The 18,114-nt window shown below is 49.6% G+C and carries 17 protein-coding genes; 5 read left to right on the forward strand and 12 right to left on the reverse strand.

The annotated features are described in order from the left end of the window. The coding region (locus GC178_16870) for a suppressor of fused domain protein (protein MBI1289241.1) at positions 1–412 on the forward strand (412 nt) is incomplete at its 5' end. Positions 413–509: 97 nt separating this feature from the next. On the opposite strand, the gene GC178_16875 is transcribed toward GC178_16870, so the two are convergent. The 6 genes from GC178_16875 to GC178_16900 form a co-directional block, all read right to left on the reverse strand. After that, positions 510–1,688, reverse strand: a complete 1,179-nt coding sequence (locus GC178_16875) for a diacylglyceryl transferase (GenBank protein MBI1289242.1) — start codon at positions 1,686–1,688, stop codon at positions 510–512. A gap of 26 nt (positions 1,689–1,714) precedes the next feature. Further along, on the reverse strand, positions 1,715–3,088 hold the full coding sequence (gene mtaB, locus GC178_16880; protein ID MBI1289243.1) for a tRNA (N(6)-L-threonylcarbamoyladenosine(37)-C(2))-methylthiotransferase MtaB: 1,374 nt from the start codon (positions 3,086–3,088) through the stop codon (positions 1,715–1,717). Between the two features lie 118 nt (positions 3,089–3,206). Beyond that, a complete protein-coding gene (locus GC178_16885; GenBank protein ID MBI1289244.1) occupies positions 3,207–3,788 on the reverse strand; it encodes a pseudouridine synthase in 582 nt (193 codons plus the stop codon). Then, the gene (locus tag GC178_16890) at positions 3,788–4,549 is read right to left on the reverse strand and encodes a protein-tyrosine-phosphatase (GenBank protein ID MBI1289245.1); all 762 of its coding nucleotides are present in this window, start codon (positions 4,547–4,549) and stop codon (positions 3,788–3,790) included. The genes GC178_16885 and GC178_16890 overlap by 1 nt, the downstream gene beginning before the upstream one ends. Positions 4,550–4,973: 424 nt before the next feature. Next, the gene (locus GC178_16895; protein MBI1289246.1) at positions 4,974–5,441 is read right to left on the reverse strand and encodes a hypothetical protein; all 468 of its coding nucleotides are present in this window, start codon (positions 5,439–5,441) and stop codon (positions 4,974–4,976) included. Positions 5,442–5,493: 52 nt separating this feature from the next. After that, complete coding sequence (locus tag GC178_16900; GenBank protein MBI1289247.1) at positions 5,494–5,823, reverse strand: metalloregulator ArsR/SmtB family transcription factor; 330 nt, start codon at positions 5,821–5,823, stop codon at positions 5,494–5,496. Positions 5,824–5,903: 80 nt separating this feature from the next. Here GC178_16900 and meaB point away from each other — a divergent pair, with 80 nt between their 5' ends. Then, the gene (gene meaB, locus GC178_16905) at positions 5,904–6,893 is read left to right on the forward strand and encodes a methylmalonyl Co-A mutase-associated GTPase MeaB (GenBank protein ID MBI1289248.1); all 990 of its coding nucleotides are present in this window, start codon (positions 5,904–5,906) and stop codon (positions 6,891–6,893) included. 4 nt (positions 6,894–6,897) lie between these two features. Here the strand turns inward: meaB and GC178_16910 are convergent, their stop codons facing one another. Then, positions 6,898–7,521: a hypothetical protein gene (locus GC178_16910; GenBank protein ID MBI1289249.1), complete on the reverse strand. Its 624-nt coding sequence runs from the start codon at positions 7,519–7,521 to the stop codon at positions 6,898–6,900. A 68-nt stretch (positions 7,522–7,589) separates the two neighbouring features. Continuing rightward, on the reverse strand, positions 7,590–8,123 hold the full coding sequence (locus GC178_16915) for a hypothetical protein (protein MBI1289250.1): 534 nt from the start codon (positions 8,121–8,123) through the stop codon (positions 7,590–7,592). Positions 8,124–8,885: 762 nt separating this feature from the next. On the opposite strand from GC178_16915, the gene GC178_16920 reads away from it, so the two are divergent. Further along, entirely contained in the window at positions 8,886–11,078 is a 2,193-nt protein-coding gene (locus GC178_16920) for a glycoside hydrolase family 92 protein (GenBank protein MBI1289251.1), read from the forward strand. Between the two features lie 8 nt (positions 11,079–11,086). On the opposite strand, the gene gluP is transcribed toward GC178_16920, so the two are convergent. Further along, entirely contained in the window at positions 11,087–12,403 is a 1,317-nt protein-coding gene (gluP, locus tag GC178_16925; protein ID MBI1289252.1) for a glucose/galactose MFS transporter, read from the reverse strand. A 210-nt stretch (positions 12,404–12,613) separates the two neighbouring features. Here gluP and GC178_16930 point away from each other — a divergent pair, with 210 nt between their 5' ends. Further along, positions 12,614–13,777: an aminotransferase class V-fold PLP-dependent enzyme gene (locus tag GC178_16930; GenBank protein ID MBI1289253.1), complete on the forward strand. Its 1,164-nt coding sequence runs from the start codon at positions 12,614–12,616 to the stop codon at positions 13,775–13,777. A gap of 74 nt (positions 13,778–13,851) precedes the next feature. Here the strand turns inward: GC178_16930 and GC178_16935 are convergent, their stop codons facing one another. Both GC178_16935 and GC178_16940 read right to left on the reverse strand, forming a co-directional pair. Next, positions 13,852–14,460 carry a cyclic nucleotide-binding domain-containing protein gene (locus GC178_16935; protein MBI1289254.1) on the reverse strand — a complete coding sequence of 203 codons (609 nt, stop codon included), beginning with the start codon at positions 14,458–14,460 and terminating at the stop codon, positions 13,852–13,854. Between the two features lie 173 nt (positions 14,461–14,633). Next, positions 14,634–15,233: a hypothetical protein gene (locus GC178_16940; protein ID MBI1289255.1), complete on the reverse strand. Its 600-nt coding sequence runs from the start codon at positions 15,231–15,233 to the stop codon at positions 14,634–14,636. A 218-nt stretch (positions 15,234–15,451) separates the two neighbouring features. Here GC178_16940 and GC178_16945 point away from each other — a divergent pair, with 218 nt between their 5' ends. Beyond that, a complete protein-coding gene (locus tag GC178_16945; GenBank protein ID MBI1289256.1) occupies positions 15,452–17,479 on the forward strand; it encodes an NAD(P)-binding protein in 2,028 nt (675 codons plus the stop codon). An 87-nt stretch (positions 17,480–17,566) separates the two neighbouring features. Here GC178_16945 and GC178_16950 read toward each other — a convergent pair whose 3' ends face one another. Then, complete coding sequence (locus GC178_16950; GenBank protein MBI1289257.1) at positions 17,567–17,968, reverse strand: alpha/beta fold hydrolase; 402 nt, start codon at positions 17,966–17,968, stop codon at positions 17,567–17,569. Positions 17,969–18,114 lie beyond the last annotated feature (146 nt).

An 18,114-nucleotide genomic window follows, 5' to 3' on the forward strand; every position in this document is an offset into this window, starting at 1 on the left:
AGCCGATTGGAAAATATCGGAAGACGATTTCAAGGATGACAGGAACTATTGGCCCGTGCGCTGGCTGAAGATGTTGGCGCGGTTCCCACACCAATATAATACGTGGTTGGGTTATGGGCATACGATTCCGAACGGAGACCCGGCCGGGCCTTTTGCGCCCAACACCAAACTGAACACCATGGTGCTGTTGCCGTCCATCGTCTTCGGTCAGGAATTCCACACGCTGAAACTGGAGAACAGGTCCATTGATTTCTATACACTCATCCCGCTCTATGACGAGGAGGTGAACGTGAAGATGAACAAAGGCGTGGAGGCCCTTTTCGATGGCTTCGACAAGTTCGGTGTGTCCGACATCCTTCAGTTGGACCGACCCAACACCGCCAAAAGAAAGAAGCTGTTCGGGTTGTTCTGAAAGTACTGTCCGGCAATGTGGAGATTGCTTCGGTAGTTCCTCTCTGGCAATGATGGAAGTTTCTAACGCATTGTATTTAGCGGAAAGCGTTGAACTGCTACCACTTCGCCCAGCGTTGCCCCACTTTGGGCATATAATAGAGGCCTACAGCACCTGCCAGTATGATCACCGCTGAGATGATCTCGGCCTGTGTGATGCCACCCAGAATTGGGTACTCGTTATTGATGCGGATCTGCTCAATGAGCAGACGTTCGGTACCTATGAGAAGCAAATACCATGAGGCCATGACGCCCGGGGTTTTCAATCGTTTGCGCATGCCCCACAGAAACGAGAAGATGATGATGGACATGATGATCTCATAAAGTGGAGTAGGATAGGCGTAGCCTGTCAGGCTCTCATACCCTTGACGTGCGAAATAATCGATCATGAATTCCTTGCCACGGTGCAGCGGGTCGAGTACGTTATTCGGATAATCGTAGCGCCAGAGCCATTCGGGCAACCAACTCAACCAATCGGGCATCGGCCTGTCATTCGGAATGCCCCAGTCGCCATCGCCAGCTATCTGGCAGCCCATTCGTCCGAAACCGTACGCCATGGCCAATCCGGGAACAGCGGCATCCACCAGATGCAATGCTTTGATCTTGTGCTTGTGGGCATAGTAGATGATCATCGCGGCAGCGCAAAGCAGCCCACCGAAGAAGGAAAGTCCGCTGAAAGAAGTGAGCGCCCCGATCGGGTCGGCCATCATCTCATCAATGTTCTCCAAGTTGTGGAACAGCTTGGCACCACCAATGCCTCCGATGGCGGCCAGAATCACCATGTTCCCAACATGCTCGTTCGGGTGCACTTCCTTTTCCACTTCTTTAGGCTTGTCTGTGGCGTGCTTGCGGTCGTCATAGATCATGTAACCCAGCATGCCACCGCCCATCAGCACTCCGGCCAACCAATTTCCTTCGCCCGAAAGCATGAAATCCTTGATGCGTGGAAAGACCAGATCGAAACTGGTAAGCAACGGCAGCAGTTTGAATCCGATCAGAAAACTGATAAGCGAGTTGAGAACCTTATCCACGGTGGAGGACGGTTTGCCTTCCCAGACCTTTTTGAAAGTCGATTTCAGCAGGCCTTCCTTTTCTTTCCTTTTCAGTTCAAGCGTAAGCGTAACGCTGGCGAAGATGAAACCGCAGGCCACCATGGTGCCGTAGCTCTGCATCATTTTCAGGGGTGGAATGGATACTCCGAAAAGGTCTAAGAAGAGTTCGTAGAGGTTGGGGTACATGGTTGGTTGATTTGCAGGTGGGCAAATTAGCTATTTGTTTCGCTGACGAAGGAAGCGTCTTCACGAATGATAGCCCCCTCGTTCCCCGTGGAAGCAACTGGCAACCCTTCAAAAACAGTATCGATTCCTAAACGTTCCAAATGGGTCTCAACGATGCGACCACTCAATGCTGCATCGAACGGAATGCGCACCCGCAGGTAATTGTCCGTATATCCGAACATGAAACCGTCCTTTTCCTCATGCTCAAACAGCACAGGGCGCGTGGTTTCGGCAAATGGTTCGTAGAAGGCGTGCTTCTTCTTTTCGCTCAAAATGGTGAGCATACGGTTGCGTTGTCTGCGTTCAGGAACGGGTACCACCTCGTCTTTCACACGTACAGCCGTAGTATTCGGTCGCTCCGAATAGGTGAATACGTGTAGGTAGGAGATGGGCAATTCATTCAAGAACGTGTACGTTTTCATGAATTCCTCCTCGGTTTCACCGGGATGACCCACAATGACGTCCACACCGATGCACGCATGCGGCATCACTTCTTTGATGGTCTCAATGCGACTGCGGTACAGAGCCGAATCATAGCGTCTGCGCATCTTCTTCAGCATCTCATCAGAGCCACTTTGCAGCGGAATGTGGAAATGCGGTACAAAACGGTCGGAAGTGGCACAGAAACGAATGATCTCGTCACTCAGTAGGTTCGGCTCGATGGAGGAAATGCGGAAACGCTCCACATCACCGGGCAGCTTGTCCAACTGCTGAATGAGTTGGTAGAAGTTCTCATCAGTTCCCGCTCCGAAATCACCGATGTTCACACCCGTAAGTACAATTTCCTTCACGCCCGTAGCGATCGCTTCTTTGGTGGAGGCCACGCTATTGGCGATGTTCTCACTGCGGCTTCTTCCTCGCGCCAGCGGAATGGTGCAGAACGAACAGAAGTAATCGCAGCCGTCCTGTAATTTCAGAAACGTGCGGGTTCTATCGTTGGAAGAGAATCCGGGTACGAATTCCTTCACATCCTTTATCTCACAACTGTGGATGCCGGCTTCAGGAAGTTTGTCCAAGTTTTCGAGGTAGCTCACGATATTGAACTTCTCATTAGCTCCCAGAACGATGTCCACGCCTTCAATGCTGGCAATTTCTTTCGGTTTCAGCTGCGCATAGCAACCGATAACTGCCACAAACGCATTCGGATTGGCCTTCAACGCCTGCCGAACGATATTTCTGCATGTGGCATCTGCTTGGTCCGTAACCGAACAGGTGTTGACGATGTAGACATCGGCCGCTTCTTTGAAATCCACACGCTGATAGCCCGCAGCGATCAATTGCCGCGCAATGGTGCTGGTCTCCGAAAAGTTGAGCTTGCAGCCGAGTGTATGGAATGCTACCGTTCGCATTTGGGGCGCCAAAGGTACTGATTAGTGTGTAGGGGCGTATTGCGATTACCGACCAGTAGAAGATGGATGTCATGCTGAACTCGTTTCAGCATCTAAATGGCCAATCAAGTTTTCAGATTCTGAAACAAGTTCAGAATGACATGGATTTCGGATATATCTCTTGAACGTCTCTTGGCTGCATATCGCCCAGTAGAATATTCCCAATTCGCACCCGAACCAACCGAAGCGTAGGGAAACCAACAGCTGCGGTCATCTTACGCACCTGACGGTATTTACCTTCAGTCAGGGTGATGGAAATCCACGATGTCGGACCATGCCGCTCATTGCGGATTTTCTTTCCACGAGGTGGGAGAGAAGGTGCGGTTTCAATTCGCTCCACCTTGCATGGTAGCGTTGTGTAAGGTCCTGATTCCGAAGATATTGTAACGCCCTTTTGAAGTTGGTTGATAGCCTCATCTGTGATGATGCCGTCCACCTGGGCCCAATATTCCTTTTCCACTTTTTGACTGCGGATGTACTCGCTGAACTGACCATCAGTGGTCAGTAGCAGCAAGCCTTCGGATGGCTCATCCAAACGGCCTATTGCCATGGTTCCTTCTGGGAAATCGAACAGCTCACCCAGCAGTTTCTTGTTCTTCCGCTTGGTCTGGTTGGTTTGGAACTGCGAGAGATAGCCGTCTGCTTTGTACAGCGCAAAATGGCGATGTACCATTACGAAACGTGGCTGAAAAGGTACAGCATTTCGGTGGCAATCTGCCTGCTGCGCACTTCGTAAACTTCAGCTTCCTGTGGGGTGCGGTCAGAAAGTTTCGGGTCTTCGTAGGTCAGTTTGTAGCGTACTTCCGCGCCTGGCACGAATGGGCAGTTCACATCGGCATCAGAGCAGGTCATCAATGCTGCAAACCCTTTCTGCGGATTGGCTGCGTGGTCGTACTTCTTCGAGAAACAGTCCAAAGCACCCACTTCATCCGAATAACGAATAGTGTAGCGGGGGTTGGTGCCCACTGTTCCATCGATCTTCAAACCTGCTTGCTTGAGGGTTTCTACTGCACGCTTGGCGAAACTGGTTTCCTCCGTTCCGCCAGAAAAGCAATGCACGTTCCGAACGCCATAATTTGCTGCTGCTACAGCCGCCCAAATCTGCGCCAATTGACTTCTTCGCGAATTGTGCGTGCAGATGAAGATGAGATTCACCGTTTCCTGCTGTTTCAGTTTCTGCGAGATGTACCGCGCCACATCTTCCAATTCTTTCTTGCGAGAAGAGGAAATCGAGCTAAACTCATGCAGACAGCTCAATACATAAATGTGCACATCCTGAAAAAGTTGAATCGGCTTGGTCGTTGGTTTCGGAGTGGGAACTGCCTGTGCTTGAGCACGTTTCTGAGCTAACAAGTACTGCCGTTCAATGGAGCGCGCCTGACTTTTCGGCAACACGATCAACAGCAGAAACGGTATGATCAACACAAAGAACATGATGATGATGTACAGCACTGCAATCATGACCAAACTCGCACCGATCATGCCTTTGACCTCTTCCATGGTCATCATGCCATAGCTTTCTAAATTGAGGGTGCCGCCAGCAAGGATTCCAAGTGCAGAAAGCGCGATCAATACCAGTGGACCGACCATCAGAATGAGCATGAAACCCCAATTCACTTTCACCATGTATTTCCACATGAACCATTTTTCCGGTAACACGAGTGGGTTTTCTGATTCCTTCATCTGCGCGTGCCGCCAGAATCCCAATCCCACCGCAGGGAAAAAGAACAACCAAAGCAGAATCCGAGGTGTCTTGGGCCCGTTGGTCTGAATCAGGTAGAGAATGGTCAGCGCCAAGCCCACCAATATGTTGTAGGCAAAGTATGAAAGGAGAAACGCGGTCATGCGCTAAAGATAGTTAGCAGCAGCCACCACCCGGTGTGCAGCAGGAAGATTGAGTTGGCTGCCCGATCAAAACCTTCTGCTTTTCCTCTGGAATGCCGCACTTTTCCTTGGCCAAGCAATCCGTTTGCAGGTTGGTCAGAATGAATGCGTTGCCATCGAATTCAAGCCCGTAGGTTCCAATGGTGGAGGTTTGATATTCCACTTCCACATTCGCATCGTTCAGCCCCAATTTTTCTTCGGATAGAAGGATGATGTTCAGCAGTTTGCTGGCGGCCAATCGGTGGTCGGTATCTGAGGAAGACCACAGTTGAAAATTCACTGCCTCATCGGTACGGATGGTTCCTCCGCAGTCAATGAAGTGTCGCTTCACGCTGCCGACTTCAGTAACGTGAAAATGTGCTGGAACCTGTGTTCCGTCTTCCAAACGGAATCTCAATTCTGTTAGTCCTTTTAAGGCTTCTTTTACTTCAGATAGTTTCATGATTCTGTGATTTTATTATCGGTTTATTACGATGAATGATTTCAAATTTTTTTTAGCAGCAGGAATTTGGAGAACAGCAGTTTTTTAGAAGCCCATTCAATTGCTGCTGGGCGGATTCAATTTTCTCGGTGTTCAAGCAGTAACAGACACTTGCGCCTTCAACCGTTCCCTGAATTAATCCAGCTTCTTTCAATGCCTTCAAATGTTGGGAAACGGTAGCTTGTGCCAATCCGATCTCGTTGACGATGCTTCCGCACACGCAACTGTTCTGTTTGCTCAAGTACTGAAGAATGGCAATCCGTGCTGGATGCGCCATTGCCTTAGTTAGCTCGGCAAGGTCGTTCTGTTCTTTGGTGAACTGATGTGTTTTGGTCAATCCCATTTCATCGCAATATTACGATAATTAATTCTATCGCTTCATAAAGAATGAAAATTCGCATCGAATTGAGGTAATTTAGCCGCATGTCCAAGTCCATCGACATAAAAGAACTGGCCGAAAAGCTGATGACGGGCGACCGCGTGGCACTCGCACGCGCCATTACGTTGGTGGAAAGTACGCGTGACGAACAACTGGAGCAGGCTGCTGAACTTCTATCGCTGTGTGCCAGCAAGGCAGGTCAAAGCCAACGAATAGGAATCACGGGAGTTCCAGGAGTGGGGAAGAGCACGTTCATTGATGCGTTTGGTTCAAAACTCACCGCTGTGGGAAAGAAGGTGGCGGTGCTTGCTGTAGATCCAAGCAGTGATATTTCTCATGGCAGTATTCTGGGCGATAAGACCCGGATGGAACGCCTTTCAGCCGACCCGAATGCCTTTATTCGTCCAACTGCCGCGGGCGGCTCCTTGGGTGGTGTGGCCCGAAAAACCCGCGAGACCATCACGCTTTGCGAAGCCGCTGGTTTCGATATGATTCTGGTGGAAACGGTGGGCGTTGGGCAGAGCGAAACAGCTGTACATTCCATGGTGGATATGTTCGTGTTGCTGGTTTTGGCAACAGCTGGTGACGAACTGCAAGGCATCAAGCGCGGCATCATGGAAATGGCCGATGTGGTCATCATCAACAAGGATGATGGCGAGAATGCCAGTTTCACCAAGTTGGCCAAGGCATCGTATCATCAGGCATTGCATCTGTTCCCTGCCAAGGAAAGCGATTGGACGGTTCCCGTGCTTTCGTGTTCATCCACGCTGGGAAATGGGCTGGATGAGATTCTCTCAACCACGGAAAGTTTCTTTGATCACGTTCGTGTGAACGGTTATTTGGAAGCCAATCGTGCGAAACAGAACGACTACTGGCTCAAACAGGCCATTTCGGAAGAACTGACCCATCGTTTTTTCAGCGACCCTGAAACGGCATCCAAACTGGAGAAATTGAACTCCGATGTGAAGGACGGAAAGGTCAGTCCGTTCGTGGCGGCAAGGGAACTGCTGAAGAGTTGGGGTTACAACAGTTAGCTACTCAGCGGATTTTTTGGAACGCAGACTCATCCTTGAAAAGGTCAGAATGAAGGATTCGCTTTAGTTCCCTTCTGGACGGCTTAATTCTAAATACAGTAGAGCCCACATCATCAATCTCATCTGAAACGACCAAGGTTTTGAGTTTCTCGAGATTGATAGAATCTCCTCGAAGTTTCTTGAGAGTCACTTTTCCTTGACCCTCTGATGAAAGAAGTGTAACTGTCCAAAAACCATTTTCCTCCTCGGCATTCAAAAAACTATATCCTTTGAAGTTTCTAAGGACTTGATCTTTCCCAATACGAAAGATGGTATCAATCAGACTACCCTCAATTCGGGCGGTGTCTCCATCTATTTTAACGTTCCATTTTAGCGCGCCTTGATTGCCCGAATCACTCAGCATCCCATCAGTGGTCTTGAACTCTCCAAGAGAATCAATCTGAAAATTGGCCGTGTTGTGTCGAAAATCCCATTGACGGATGATGAAGTCTTTTCCGACCGTCATTCGTGAACCATCATCAGTATTGATGTAGTCTCCGATCAAACGTCTTTTGAAATGCGTTTCATCTTTCGCATCTGTTGGTTGGGGTTCCTCAAAATTCACTTCTGAAACGCAGCCAGAGAGCATACTCGAAAACACAAGAAAACATAGGATGATTATCGAGAGTTGAAACTGCATTGGTTAAAGGTGTTGGGTTAGAGCAACTGACGCGCTTCCGCTTTCAACACATTGATCGCTCCTGAGGTCGGTGAAACTCCAGCCTTGCTTAAAATTTCAAACAGAACACTACTGAACTGAACACCCGTGGTATTTTCGCCAACGTTCTTGGCGGCAAGTTCAATAAGTTGATTCACAGCATTTTTACTCTCTATTACTTTGTTCCATGCTTCAGCCGAAACATACAGTTGCTGCGTAAGGTTATGCTCGAATTCCTCGCGGATAGTGCGCTGCAATTCGCGTTTGAAAACACCAGAGGTCATGGCAGGAAGATGAACGCGTGGAATCATTTGATTCGGTTCAATTCGCTCCAAGAAAAGCACCAAGCGTTCGTACGCTTGCAGGCGTGTAGGAATCATTTCGGATTTGGCACCGGCCTTTGCTTGGATGATGGTGATCTCGCGCTGTTCTTCCAAGAACTTCTTCAACAGGAAATAGGCGGTTGCGAATACAATTCCAGAAGGAACGGTGTATTTGAGGATTTCGATGATGGCGGAAAAGACTTCGTTCATGTGCTCAGTTTGAAGTTTACAAAGTTGATGGAGTTTACTGGACTTGCAACAAAAAAGTGGGCAGTAAGTTAAGATAGGCTGCCATCTTTCGGATTTGCAGTTAATTTGAACGTTCCGGTGATGCACGGACATTCTGCGGCTGCGTTCATGGATGCCGCGTATTCGCTCCGTGACCTCTCTGTTCCGTAACGATCTACTACAGGGTTGCTCGTAATAACTACTTCTGTTAACCTTCAGCACCCTGCGCATCTTCTTAATGGAGAATCTGTTCATGTTGTCCTGTAAGAATTGGAATATCTTCCATCGCTTTCGGAGAAGATGCGCACGGCCTTACTTTGGCACGTGTTTTTAAGATGTCACGTTCCGTGTGCACATCGGCAAGCTCCCTGAGAAGCCTTTCAAGTTCACTTTCCCCCTCGGTCATCTTCTTTCTGCCATGGCCCGGAAAGCTACCGCCCTACAGTACCGCGAACCCTGTGCGCCAGCGGTACAGCATCTCAGGGCGGATGTTCAGTTCATGCGCCAGTTCCTTGCTGTTCTCTCGATGGTTACTGTGATCCAAGGTGTGGAGATTGAACCCTCCGGTGAATTTCCCAATTGCCGTCATTTCTTTAAAGTTGTAAGATCTAACAGCCTATGACTTAACTTACGTTCGGGCAAGTGTAGCAGGTTCATGCTCTTGCGGCCCAAAGTCAAAAAAGAAAGCGTTAACTGGCGTATTACCTTAGTGCAAAACATTTGTCTCAGATATTCTTTGTCACCATGCGCTTTTTCTGCCTTCTTGCTCTGCCACTACTACTCCACTTCTCATCCTTTGGTCAGTACCGAACAGCACCTGAGAAGGAAGTAGACAACTACCAGAGAACCAAGGCCAGCGACATTCATGTGAAAGATGAAGTTTCGGAAACGGAATACTCGGATCGGGTGGATCCGTTCATTGGGACCGCGGAGCACGGCCACACGTTTCCAGGAGCTACCACGCCCTTCGGAATGGTGCAGATAAGCCCTGACAATGGCGTGAAGGGATGGGACTGGTATTCAGGGTATCATTGGTCTTCGTCCGAGATCGAGTTCTTCTCGCACAAGCATTTGAGCGGAACGGGAGGCCCAGACCTTGGCGATATTGCCATGATGCCATTCACAGGAAAGTACGAGAGAGAGTACTCGTTCAACCATGAGAATGAATACGCTCGACCCGGCTATTATGCCGTGCGGCTGGACAACGGTATTCTCTGCGAATTCACCGCTACGCCACGATGTGCCGTTCATCGCTACACGTTTCCTGAGGGAATGGAGAAAAACCTGAAGGTGAATTTGAACCACAGCGTATTCATCGACCTGAACAAGAGAACGTATTTCAAATGGATGTCAGACACCACGTTCGGTGGGTTGAAGAAAACGCTGGGATGGGCCTTGAGCCAACGCTGCTTCTTTGCGGCCAGAACATCCGAACCTTTTAAGAAACAATCGGGCGCGGGCAAGGCCACGTTGAAATTTGAGGGCGGTTCGCAAGTATTGGAAATCCGTGTGGGTCTGTCGACTGTGAGCGTTGAGAATGCTCAGAAAAACTTGGACGAGGAAGTTGCAAACAAGTCGTTTGATGAAGTAAGGGCCGAGGCCGAGCAACTGTGGGAAACAGAACTTTCGAAGATCGACATCGAGGCATCGCCTGAAACAAAAACCGTGTTTTACACAGGAATGTATCACCTGATGATCGCCCCGAGCCTCTTGTCAGATGTGAACGGAGAATTCCGCAATCCGAACGGAAAACTCGAAAAAGCGGAAGGTTATCATCGTTATTCCACCTTCTCGCTATGGGATACGTATCGCGCAGCGCACAGCCTTTTCATTCTGCTCAAACCCGATGTGGTGGATGATTTCGTCAGGTCGATGCTCTCACATTACGATTACCGTGGGAAGTTGCCCATTTGGGAACTGGAGGCCAATGAAACGTATTGCATGATCGGAAATCATTCTATTCCTGTGATCTCGGAAGCATGGCGAAAAGGAATCAGGAATTTTGATGAGAAAAAGGCGCTGACCGCATGCATTACAACGGCCGATCAGCACACACGCGGACTGAAGCACTACATGAAAAAAGGCTACGTGAATTATGGCGAGGACGAATCGGTTTCAAAAACCTTGGAATACGCCTACAACGATTGGGCGGTGGCCAAATTTGCCGAATCGCTGGGAAACACGGATGTGGCCAGCCGCTATTTGGCGAGAGCGGACAACTACAAGAATCTGTTTGACACATCAACAGGTCTGATGAGGCCGAAGGACAGGAATGGGAAATGGCTGAAGAATTTCGACCAATTCTCGCACAAAAAAGGACTTAAACGCCATTACACCGAAGGAAATGCCTGGCAATATTCGTGGTCGGTTCAGCACGACCCAGAAGGGCTGGTTGCGCTTTATGGAAGTCCGAAAGCATTTGAAACCCAATTGGATAAATTGTTCGTGATCGATCACGACCTTCCAAGCACGGCCAAACTGCTGGACGTGACGGGTCTTATCGGCCAGTATGCGCATGGAAACGAGCCATCGCACCACACGGTTTACCTCTACAATTATTCAGAACACCCATGGAAAGGACAGGAAATGCTGAGGCGCATTTGCCGAGAATTCTACACCGAAAAACCTGACGGCCTCTGCGGAAACGAGGACTGCGGACAGATGTCTGCCTGGTACATTTTCAGCGCACTCGGTTTTTATCCGCTCGACCCCGTTGGCGGCCAATACGAACTGGGTTCTCCGTTGGTGGATAAGGCGGTGATGAAACTGGCGAATGGAAAGACGTTTACGGTTCTGGCAGAGAATCAATCTCCCGAGAATGTCTATGTACAAAAAGTGGAATGGAATGGACAGCCGATCGATCTGAAAATTTCACACGAACAGATGATGGAAGGCGGTGAGCTGAAGTTCACAATGGGTTCTGAACCGAAAAAATGATGCCCAAATCAGGCGGCCACCGATGGTCGCTTGAACCGAATCCCGTAGAAAAGGATGTAGCCGTAGCAGACCGTCAGAAGTAACATGGCCAGTTTGAAACCCACCGCATCGGTGAAATAACCGTACAGCGGTGGAATGACCGCGCCACCGACAATGGCCGTGCATAGAATGCCCGAACCCTGCGGTTTCAGTTCGTTCAGTTCTTCTATCGCCAGCGTGAAAATGGTCGGGAACATGATGGAATTGAACAGCCCCACACACAGAATGCTGACCATTGCCACCACTCCGCTGGTTGTCATGGAGATTGCCAGCAATGATACCGCACCGATGGCAAATGCGGCCAACACCAGACCTGGACGGAGAATACGCGTAAGAATGGCCCCTATAAAACGTCCGACCATCGCTCCACCCCAGTAGAACATCACAAACGCCCCTACCACGGCTTTGGCATCCACAACGGTCAGATCAGCGTGCAGAATGGAAGAAGCGACCCGTGAAAGAAATCCGTTGCGTTTGATGACCTCTGGCATGTTCATGTCCAGAAAATAGTTGACGAGATAGCTGCCGATGGCCACTTCGGCACCCACATACACGAAAATACCGATGGCTCCGAGCAGCAACCGTTTGTTCTTCAACGCTTCGCGATAACTTCCCGCATGTTCCGTATCAAGCACCTTGGGAAGTTTGGCAACGGCCACCAGCCCAGCCAACAGCAGCAGCGCGCAGGCCAATACCACGAACGGTCCCTGCACAGCAGAGGCTTCCGAGGCGTAATACTTCAGTTTTTCGGCTTCACTGAGCGCAGCAATTTCGGCCCCGCCAAGAATATTGTCGCTAAGGATGAACATGGCCCCGACAACGGGTGCCAAGGTGGTTCCCACCGAGTTGAAGGCCTGCGAAAGATTCAGTCGGCTGGAAGCATTGCGCGGGTCACCAAGTACCGAAACGTATGGATTGGCCGCCACCTGCAAAAGGGTCATTCCGCCCGCAAGCACAAAATAGCCGACCATGAACAGTTCAAACACGCGAAGCTGTGCAGCAGGCCAGAACAGCAGGCACCCGATTCCCATGGTGGCCAAACCGAGCAACATCCCGCGCTTGTAACCAATGCGTGCCAGCACAAATCCTGAAGGGATGGAAAGTAGTCCGTATGCCATGAAGAATGCGAACTGCACCAACCCCGCTTGGAAATAGCTGAGCTCGAAAATCTCACGAAGGCGTGGAATGAGCGAATCGACCAGCACAGTAATGAAACCCCACATGAAGAACAGCGAGGTGACCACCGCAAACGAACGCGAGTAATTGGGACGGGTCGGGTTTTGCATACTTGAGAATTGAGCCTTACAAGTATCGTGAAACAAATGATGGGTTTCTTACCTACTTATCGTACTGCTAAGCCAGAAACGGATTTAGAAGGAAACCAACCCGAACTCAATCATTGTCTGAATTCCTTTCTTGAATGAAATTCTTATCTCCATGTGTTAGCAGAACACTACGTGATTGATGAAAGTACATTTGCATACTATTCCATCAACATGACCGACATCCGCCAACAGTTCCTTCTCAACCCCGAAATCATTCACCTCAACCACGGTTCGTTCGGGGCATGTCCGAAGCCCATTTTTGAGGATTACCAGCGATGGCAGCTGGAACTTGAGCAGAACACCGTTCAGTTCTCTGCACGCAAAGGCCCTGAGTTGTTACGGCACTCACGAGAGGTGTTGGGCAAATTCATCGGATGCGATACGGACGATGTGGTCTACACCATGAATCCAAGCTATGCGATGAACATCATTGCCAAGAGCTTTCCGCTGCAATCAGGCGATGAGATACTTGCCACCGACCTCGAATACGGGGCCATGGACCGCACGTGGCGGTATTATTGCGCCAAGGCGGGTGCCAAGTATGTGCAGCAGCACATCACACTTCCTGCCACCGGTAAGGAACAGATCGTAGAAGAGTTCTTTTTGGGACTTACCCCACAGACAAAGGCCATCTTCATCAGCCACATTACAAGCACCACCGCATTGATACTGCCTGTGGAGGAGATTTGCGCCAAAGCCAAGGACCTTGGACTCGTTACCATTGTTGATGGAGCGCATGTTCCAGGCCAATTACCGCTCGACCTCACTACACTGCAAGCCGATATCTACACGGGTGCCTGCCACAAATGGCTGCTGACACCCAAAGGAAGTTCGTTCCTCTATGTTAAACGGGAGCTGCAACCGTGGTTCGACCCATTGGTCATCAGTTGGGGCTATGAGAGCGACAGTCCGTCCAACTCTCAGTTCATCGACTACCACCAGCTGCAAGGGACACGCGATCTCTCTGCCTTCCTTACTATTCCGAAAGCACTGGAATTCCGCAGAGAATTCAATTGGGAGCACGTTTGTGCCGAAGCAAGAAAGACATCGCAGAAGAATTACCAGCGCTTTGCCGAAATGGCCAATGGAAAGATGCTCTGCCCTGTTTCTGACGACTTTCTGGGACAGATGTGCAGCTTGGAGATAAGCTGTCCCGATGTGGTAAAGCTGAGCTCAACGCTTTACGACCGATATGGCATTGAAGTGCCTGTTTTCCAACATTGGGGAAAGACCTATATCCGATACAGTTTTCAGGGATACAACACGCAAGAAGATCTTGACAGGCTGTTCGGAGCGTTGAAGGAGTTACGCGAAACGACCGATCTGTTGGGCTGACCTGCGAGTAAAAAAGAAAAGGCCCATGCTCAACCAAGGAGCACAGACCTTCTCACCACGATTATCCTTGCGAATCAATTTGCTGACTTGTGCACCTTATTCCGAATGCGACTCAACGTTTCTGGCGTAATACCCAACATGGATGCGATGTAACGCAACGGAACGTTCTTCAAAATTTTGGCATCATTATCCAACATCTTGCGGTAGCGGTCCTCTGGGCTCAGACTCAGGTAATCCACCACGCGGCTCTCCATGTAACCATATACCTGCTCGGTGATCAATCGTCCCAATCGTTCCCATTTCGGGAAACGATCGTAAAGCTCCTGCATGCTCTCCTTGCTCATTACAAGCAGTTCGCAATCAGAAATGGCCTGTATGTACGACTTGGATGGACGTTGCAGCGTGAAACTTGCATGGGCCGTAACGATGTTGTGCTTGGTAAGCACCATGGTTGTCACCTCCTGCTCGTTTATCTCATAATATGTGCGTATGTATCCCTTGGTAATGAACCCGATGTTCTTGCAAACAATGCCCTCATCGACAAAATACTCCCCTGCGGGAATGTTCATCGGTTTGAAGTGTGACATAATGATGTCCATCTCCTCATCCGTAAAATCTACAATGCTTTGAATGTAGTTCTGCACGGCAAATGCGCCTTCCAATCTTTCGAGTACGTCCTGCATGTTTTTGAACTTAAAATTTGATTTAAGTCAAATGTATACGGATGCGGAGTGCGGTGTTCCAAAATGAGGTTCGGATGGTTTATCTGCACCGATTTTGATCGTGATCGGACGCGGACAGGCATTAAAAAAGCGGCCTCAACAACCGCTCTTTCAAGTTCCCTCCCAAGTATTTTTTAAGATTTCGCTACCAGCGTAATGGTTGTGAAGGACTGAATGAGATCCACCTGCACAACTTCTCCATCCTTGTATGAGTAGCGCTCGGTGGCCCCATTGGGCAGTTTCACTTCATACCGATGATTACCAAGGTCCGTCACTGGTAGTTCCATGCCGTATTTCTCATAGAAAAGCGTAGTTCGGTTCATTGGCTCCTCAAAGAACATGCATGGCGAACTGAAGGTGGCCATGGTCCCTGGAATCTCAGTCAGCTTTTCTCCATCTTGACGAACGTATTTGTTACCATCCCAATGGATAACCGTGCTGGACTCCAGTTCCTGATTGACCCATGTTTTCATATCGCTTGAAACAAACTTGGCCTCATCGAAAGAGGTCAGCATCACAAATTTGTGTTCCGACTTTCTGATAAGTCCCGCAGCCGTGCTGTTCTCTACCCTAAAATGAGTAGTACCATTCACTTCCGTTCGGTTTACCGCATACGAACCGATAGGTCTTCCATCGATGAATACCTCATAGTTGAAATCATCTACCGATGCAGATGGGCCGAATGACGCCAACATCAACAAAGCAGGGGTCAATAGGATCAAGAACTTTTTCATCACGCACATTTTCTCATTTTACTCCCGTTCTGATCGATCAGTTTGGTCGTTTATCGAAAATCACTAACGGATTTTAGCACAGGAAGTTGCAATTGAGTGTTTCTGGATAAGGATTGCATCTCTTGTATCTCCCCATCTATTCGGATTCCAGTATTCAGAATTATTCTGAAATTAGCCAACCTTAATTTACAATGCACGCATTGCTTTATTACTGAAATATGAGTCATCCGAAATACCCGCATCTGTTTGAACCTTTAGACCTCGGATTCACCAAGATCCGAAACCGGACCCTGATGGGCTCCATGCATACCGGACTGGAAGAAGAGAAAGGTGGCTACGAACGCATGGCCGCCTACTTCGGTGAACGTGCCGAAGGTGGCTGCGGCCTTATCGTTACAGGTGGCATTGCACCCGATGTACACGGTTGGACCAGCCCGTTTGCCAGTACACTCACTAACAAACGAACGGCAGACAAGCACAAGGTAATTACCGAAGCGGTACACAAGCATGATGGCAAGATCTGTCTGCAGATCCTACACACGGGTCGATATAGCTACAGTCCGATCGCAGTAGCTCCTTCTGCATTGAAGTCGCCCATCTCCCCTTTTAAGCCGTGGGCATTGGGCAAAGCGGGCATTGAGCGTACCATCCGTCATTTTGTGCGCTGTGCCAAATTGGCCCAGTATGCGAACTACGATGGCGTAGAGATCATGGGTTCGGAAGGTTACCTGATCAACCAGTTCATTGCCAAGAAAACGAACAAGCGAACAGACGAATGGGGCGGTAGTTATGAAAACCGGATCCGTTTTGCCATTGAAATTGTGCGAAGGACACGCGAAGCCGTTGGCCCGAACTTCATCATCATCTTCCGCCTTTCCATGCTCGACCTGGTGCAAGGCGGCAGCACATGGCCAGAAGTTGTTCAGTTGGCAAAGGAGATCGAAAAGGCAGGTGCATCCATCATCAACACCGGTATCGGTTGGCATGAGGCACGCATCCCGACCATTGCCACCATGGTACCACGGGCAGCATTCACGTGGGTTACACGTAAGATGAAAGGCGAAGTGAACATTCCGCTCATCACCACCAACCGCATCAACGACCCGAAAGTAGCCGAAGACATCATCTCACGCGGAGACGCGGACATGGTTTCCATGGCGCGTCCGTTCTTGGCAGATTCCCATCTGGTAAAGAAAGCCGAGGAAGGCCGCGAAGATGAGATCAACACGTGCATTGCATGTAATCAGGCCTGTTTGGACCACGTGTTTCAGCGCAAAATCGTGAGCTGCTTGGTAAACCCACGAGCCTGCCACGAAACAGAATTGAACTACACGCCTACTTCAGCCAAGAAGAAAATTGCGGTTGTCGGTGCCGGTCCCGCAGGTTTGGCCGCAGCGACCGTTGCCGCAGAACGCGGACATCAGGTAACGCTGTTCGAAGCCGATGACAAGATCGGTGGGCAGTTCAATATCGCGAAGCAGATCCCAGGTAAGGAAGAGTTCAACGAGACCATTCGGTATTTCGATACGCTCATCAAAAAACATGGGGTGGAGCTGAAACTGAACACACGTGCAGAAGCAGAAATGCTCGCAGGTTTTGATGAGGTGTTGCTCAGCACAGGCATCAAGCCGCGCAAACCGAATATTCCCGGGGTCGATCACCCGAAAGTGTTGGGTTATTTGGACGTGCTCAGAGACAAGAAACCCGTTGGGCAAAAAGTGGCCATCATCGGTGCTGGAGGTATCGGTTTCGATGTGGCGGAATACATCACACACGAAGGCGAATCGACCTCGCAGAACCTTGCCGCGTTCCTTGCAGAATGGGGAATTGACGCGACAAACGAGGTTCGGGGCGGTATTGAAGGCATGCAACCGAAACCGGAGCCATCACCACGGGAGGTGTATCTGCTACAGCGTAAGGAATCGAAGGTCGGTGCCGGACTTGGCAAGACCACAGGATGGATCCATCGCTTGGCTTTGAAGAACAAGAATGTGCAGATGATCAACTCGGTGCAATACGAGAAGATCGATGACCAAGGCCTGCACATCACCGTGAACGGAAAACCAGAGCTTCTTGAAGTGGATAATGTCATCATCTGTGCAGGACAGGTGAGCAACAACATGTTGTTCGAGCCTCTGAAAGCCAAAGGGGTGAATGTGCATCTGATAGGTGGTGCCGATGTGGCGGCCGAACTGGATGCCAAGCGCGCCATCAACCAAGGAAGTCGATTGGCCGCTGCGCTTTAAGAAAATCAACCGATTATTCTCAAAGAAGCGTCACCCTGAACTTGTTTCAGGGTCTGAGTTGATGCTGAAATAAACTCAGCGTGACCCTTATTTTCTAATGAAACTGATAAAATCACGAACGGAACGTTCCGGTATCTCCTCCATCGGCACATGGCCCATGTTCTCATAGATAAGCAGTTCTGAGTTGGGAATGTCCTCGTGGAAACGCGGAGCCGCTTCCACATTCACCAGCATATCCTGATCGCCCCACATGATAAGCGTTGGGCATTGCACTTGCTTTATCTCGTCTGAATACCCGTACGTGATCTGCTGTGTCTTTCCCATCAACCCGCCACGGTTTCCTTCACGCAATAGCAATTCAAAATAGCGGTCTACCAACTTGTCTGTGATCTTGGAATCGTCATAATACACCACCTTCACCGATTTCTCTACCAGGAACCTTGGCGTAATGTGCGTGATGATGGGCCGTAGCCATTCCTCCTTCTGCATTTTGAAACGGTGGTTGTTGGAGGCCCCTCGTTCCTCGGGGAAACAAAAACTGAACGATCAGACAACCGAAAAGAGGTGCTTGAAAGTCTATTCAGCAAGGAAGTCGTCAGTCCTTCATATTTATGTGTTCAATGTTTATAAGCCCA

The sequence above is a fragment of the Flavobacteriales bacterium genome (assembly GCA_016124845.1).
Taxonomy (GTDB): Bacteria; Bacteroidota; Bacteroidia; order UBA10329; family UBA10329; genus UBA10329.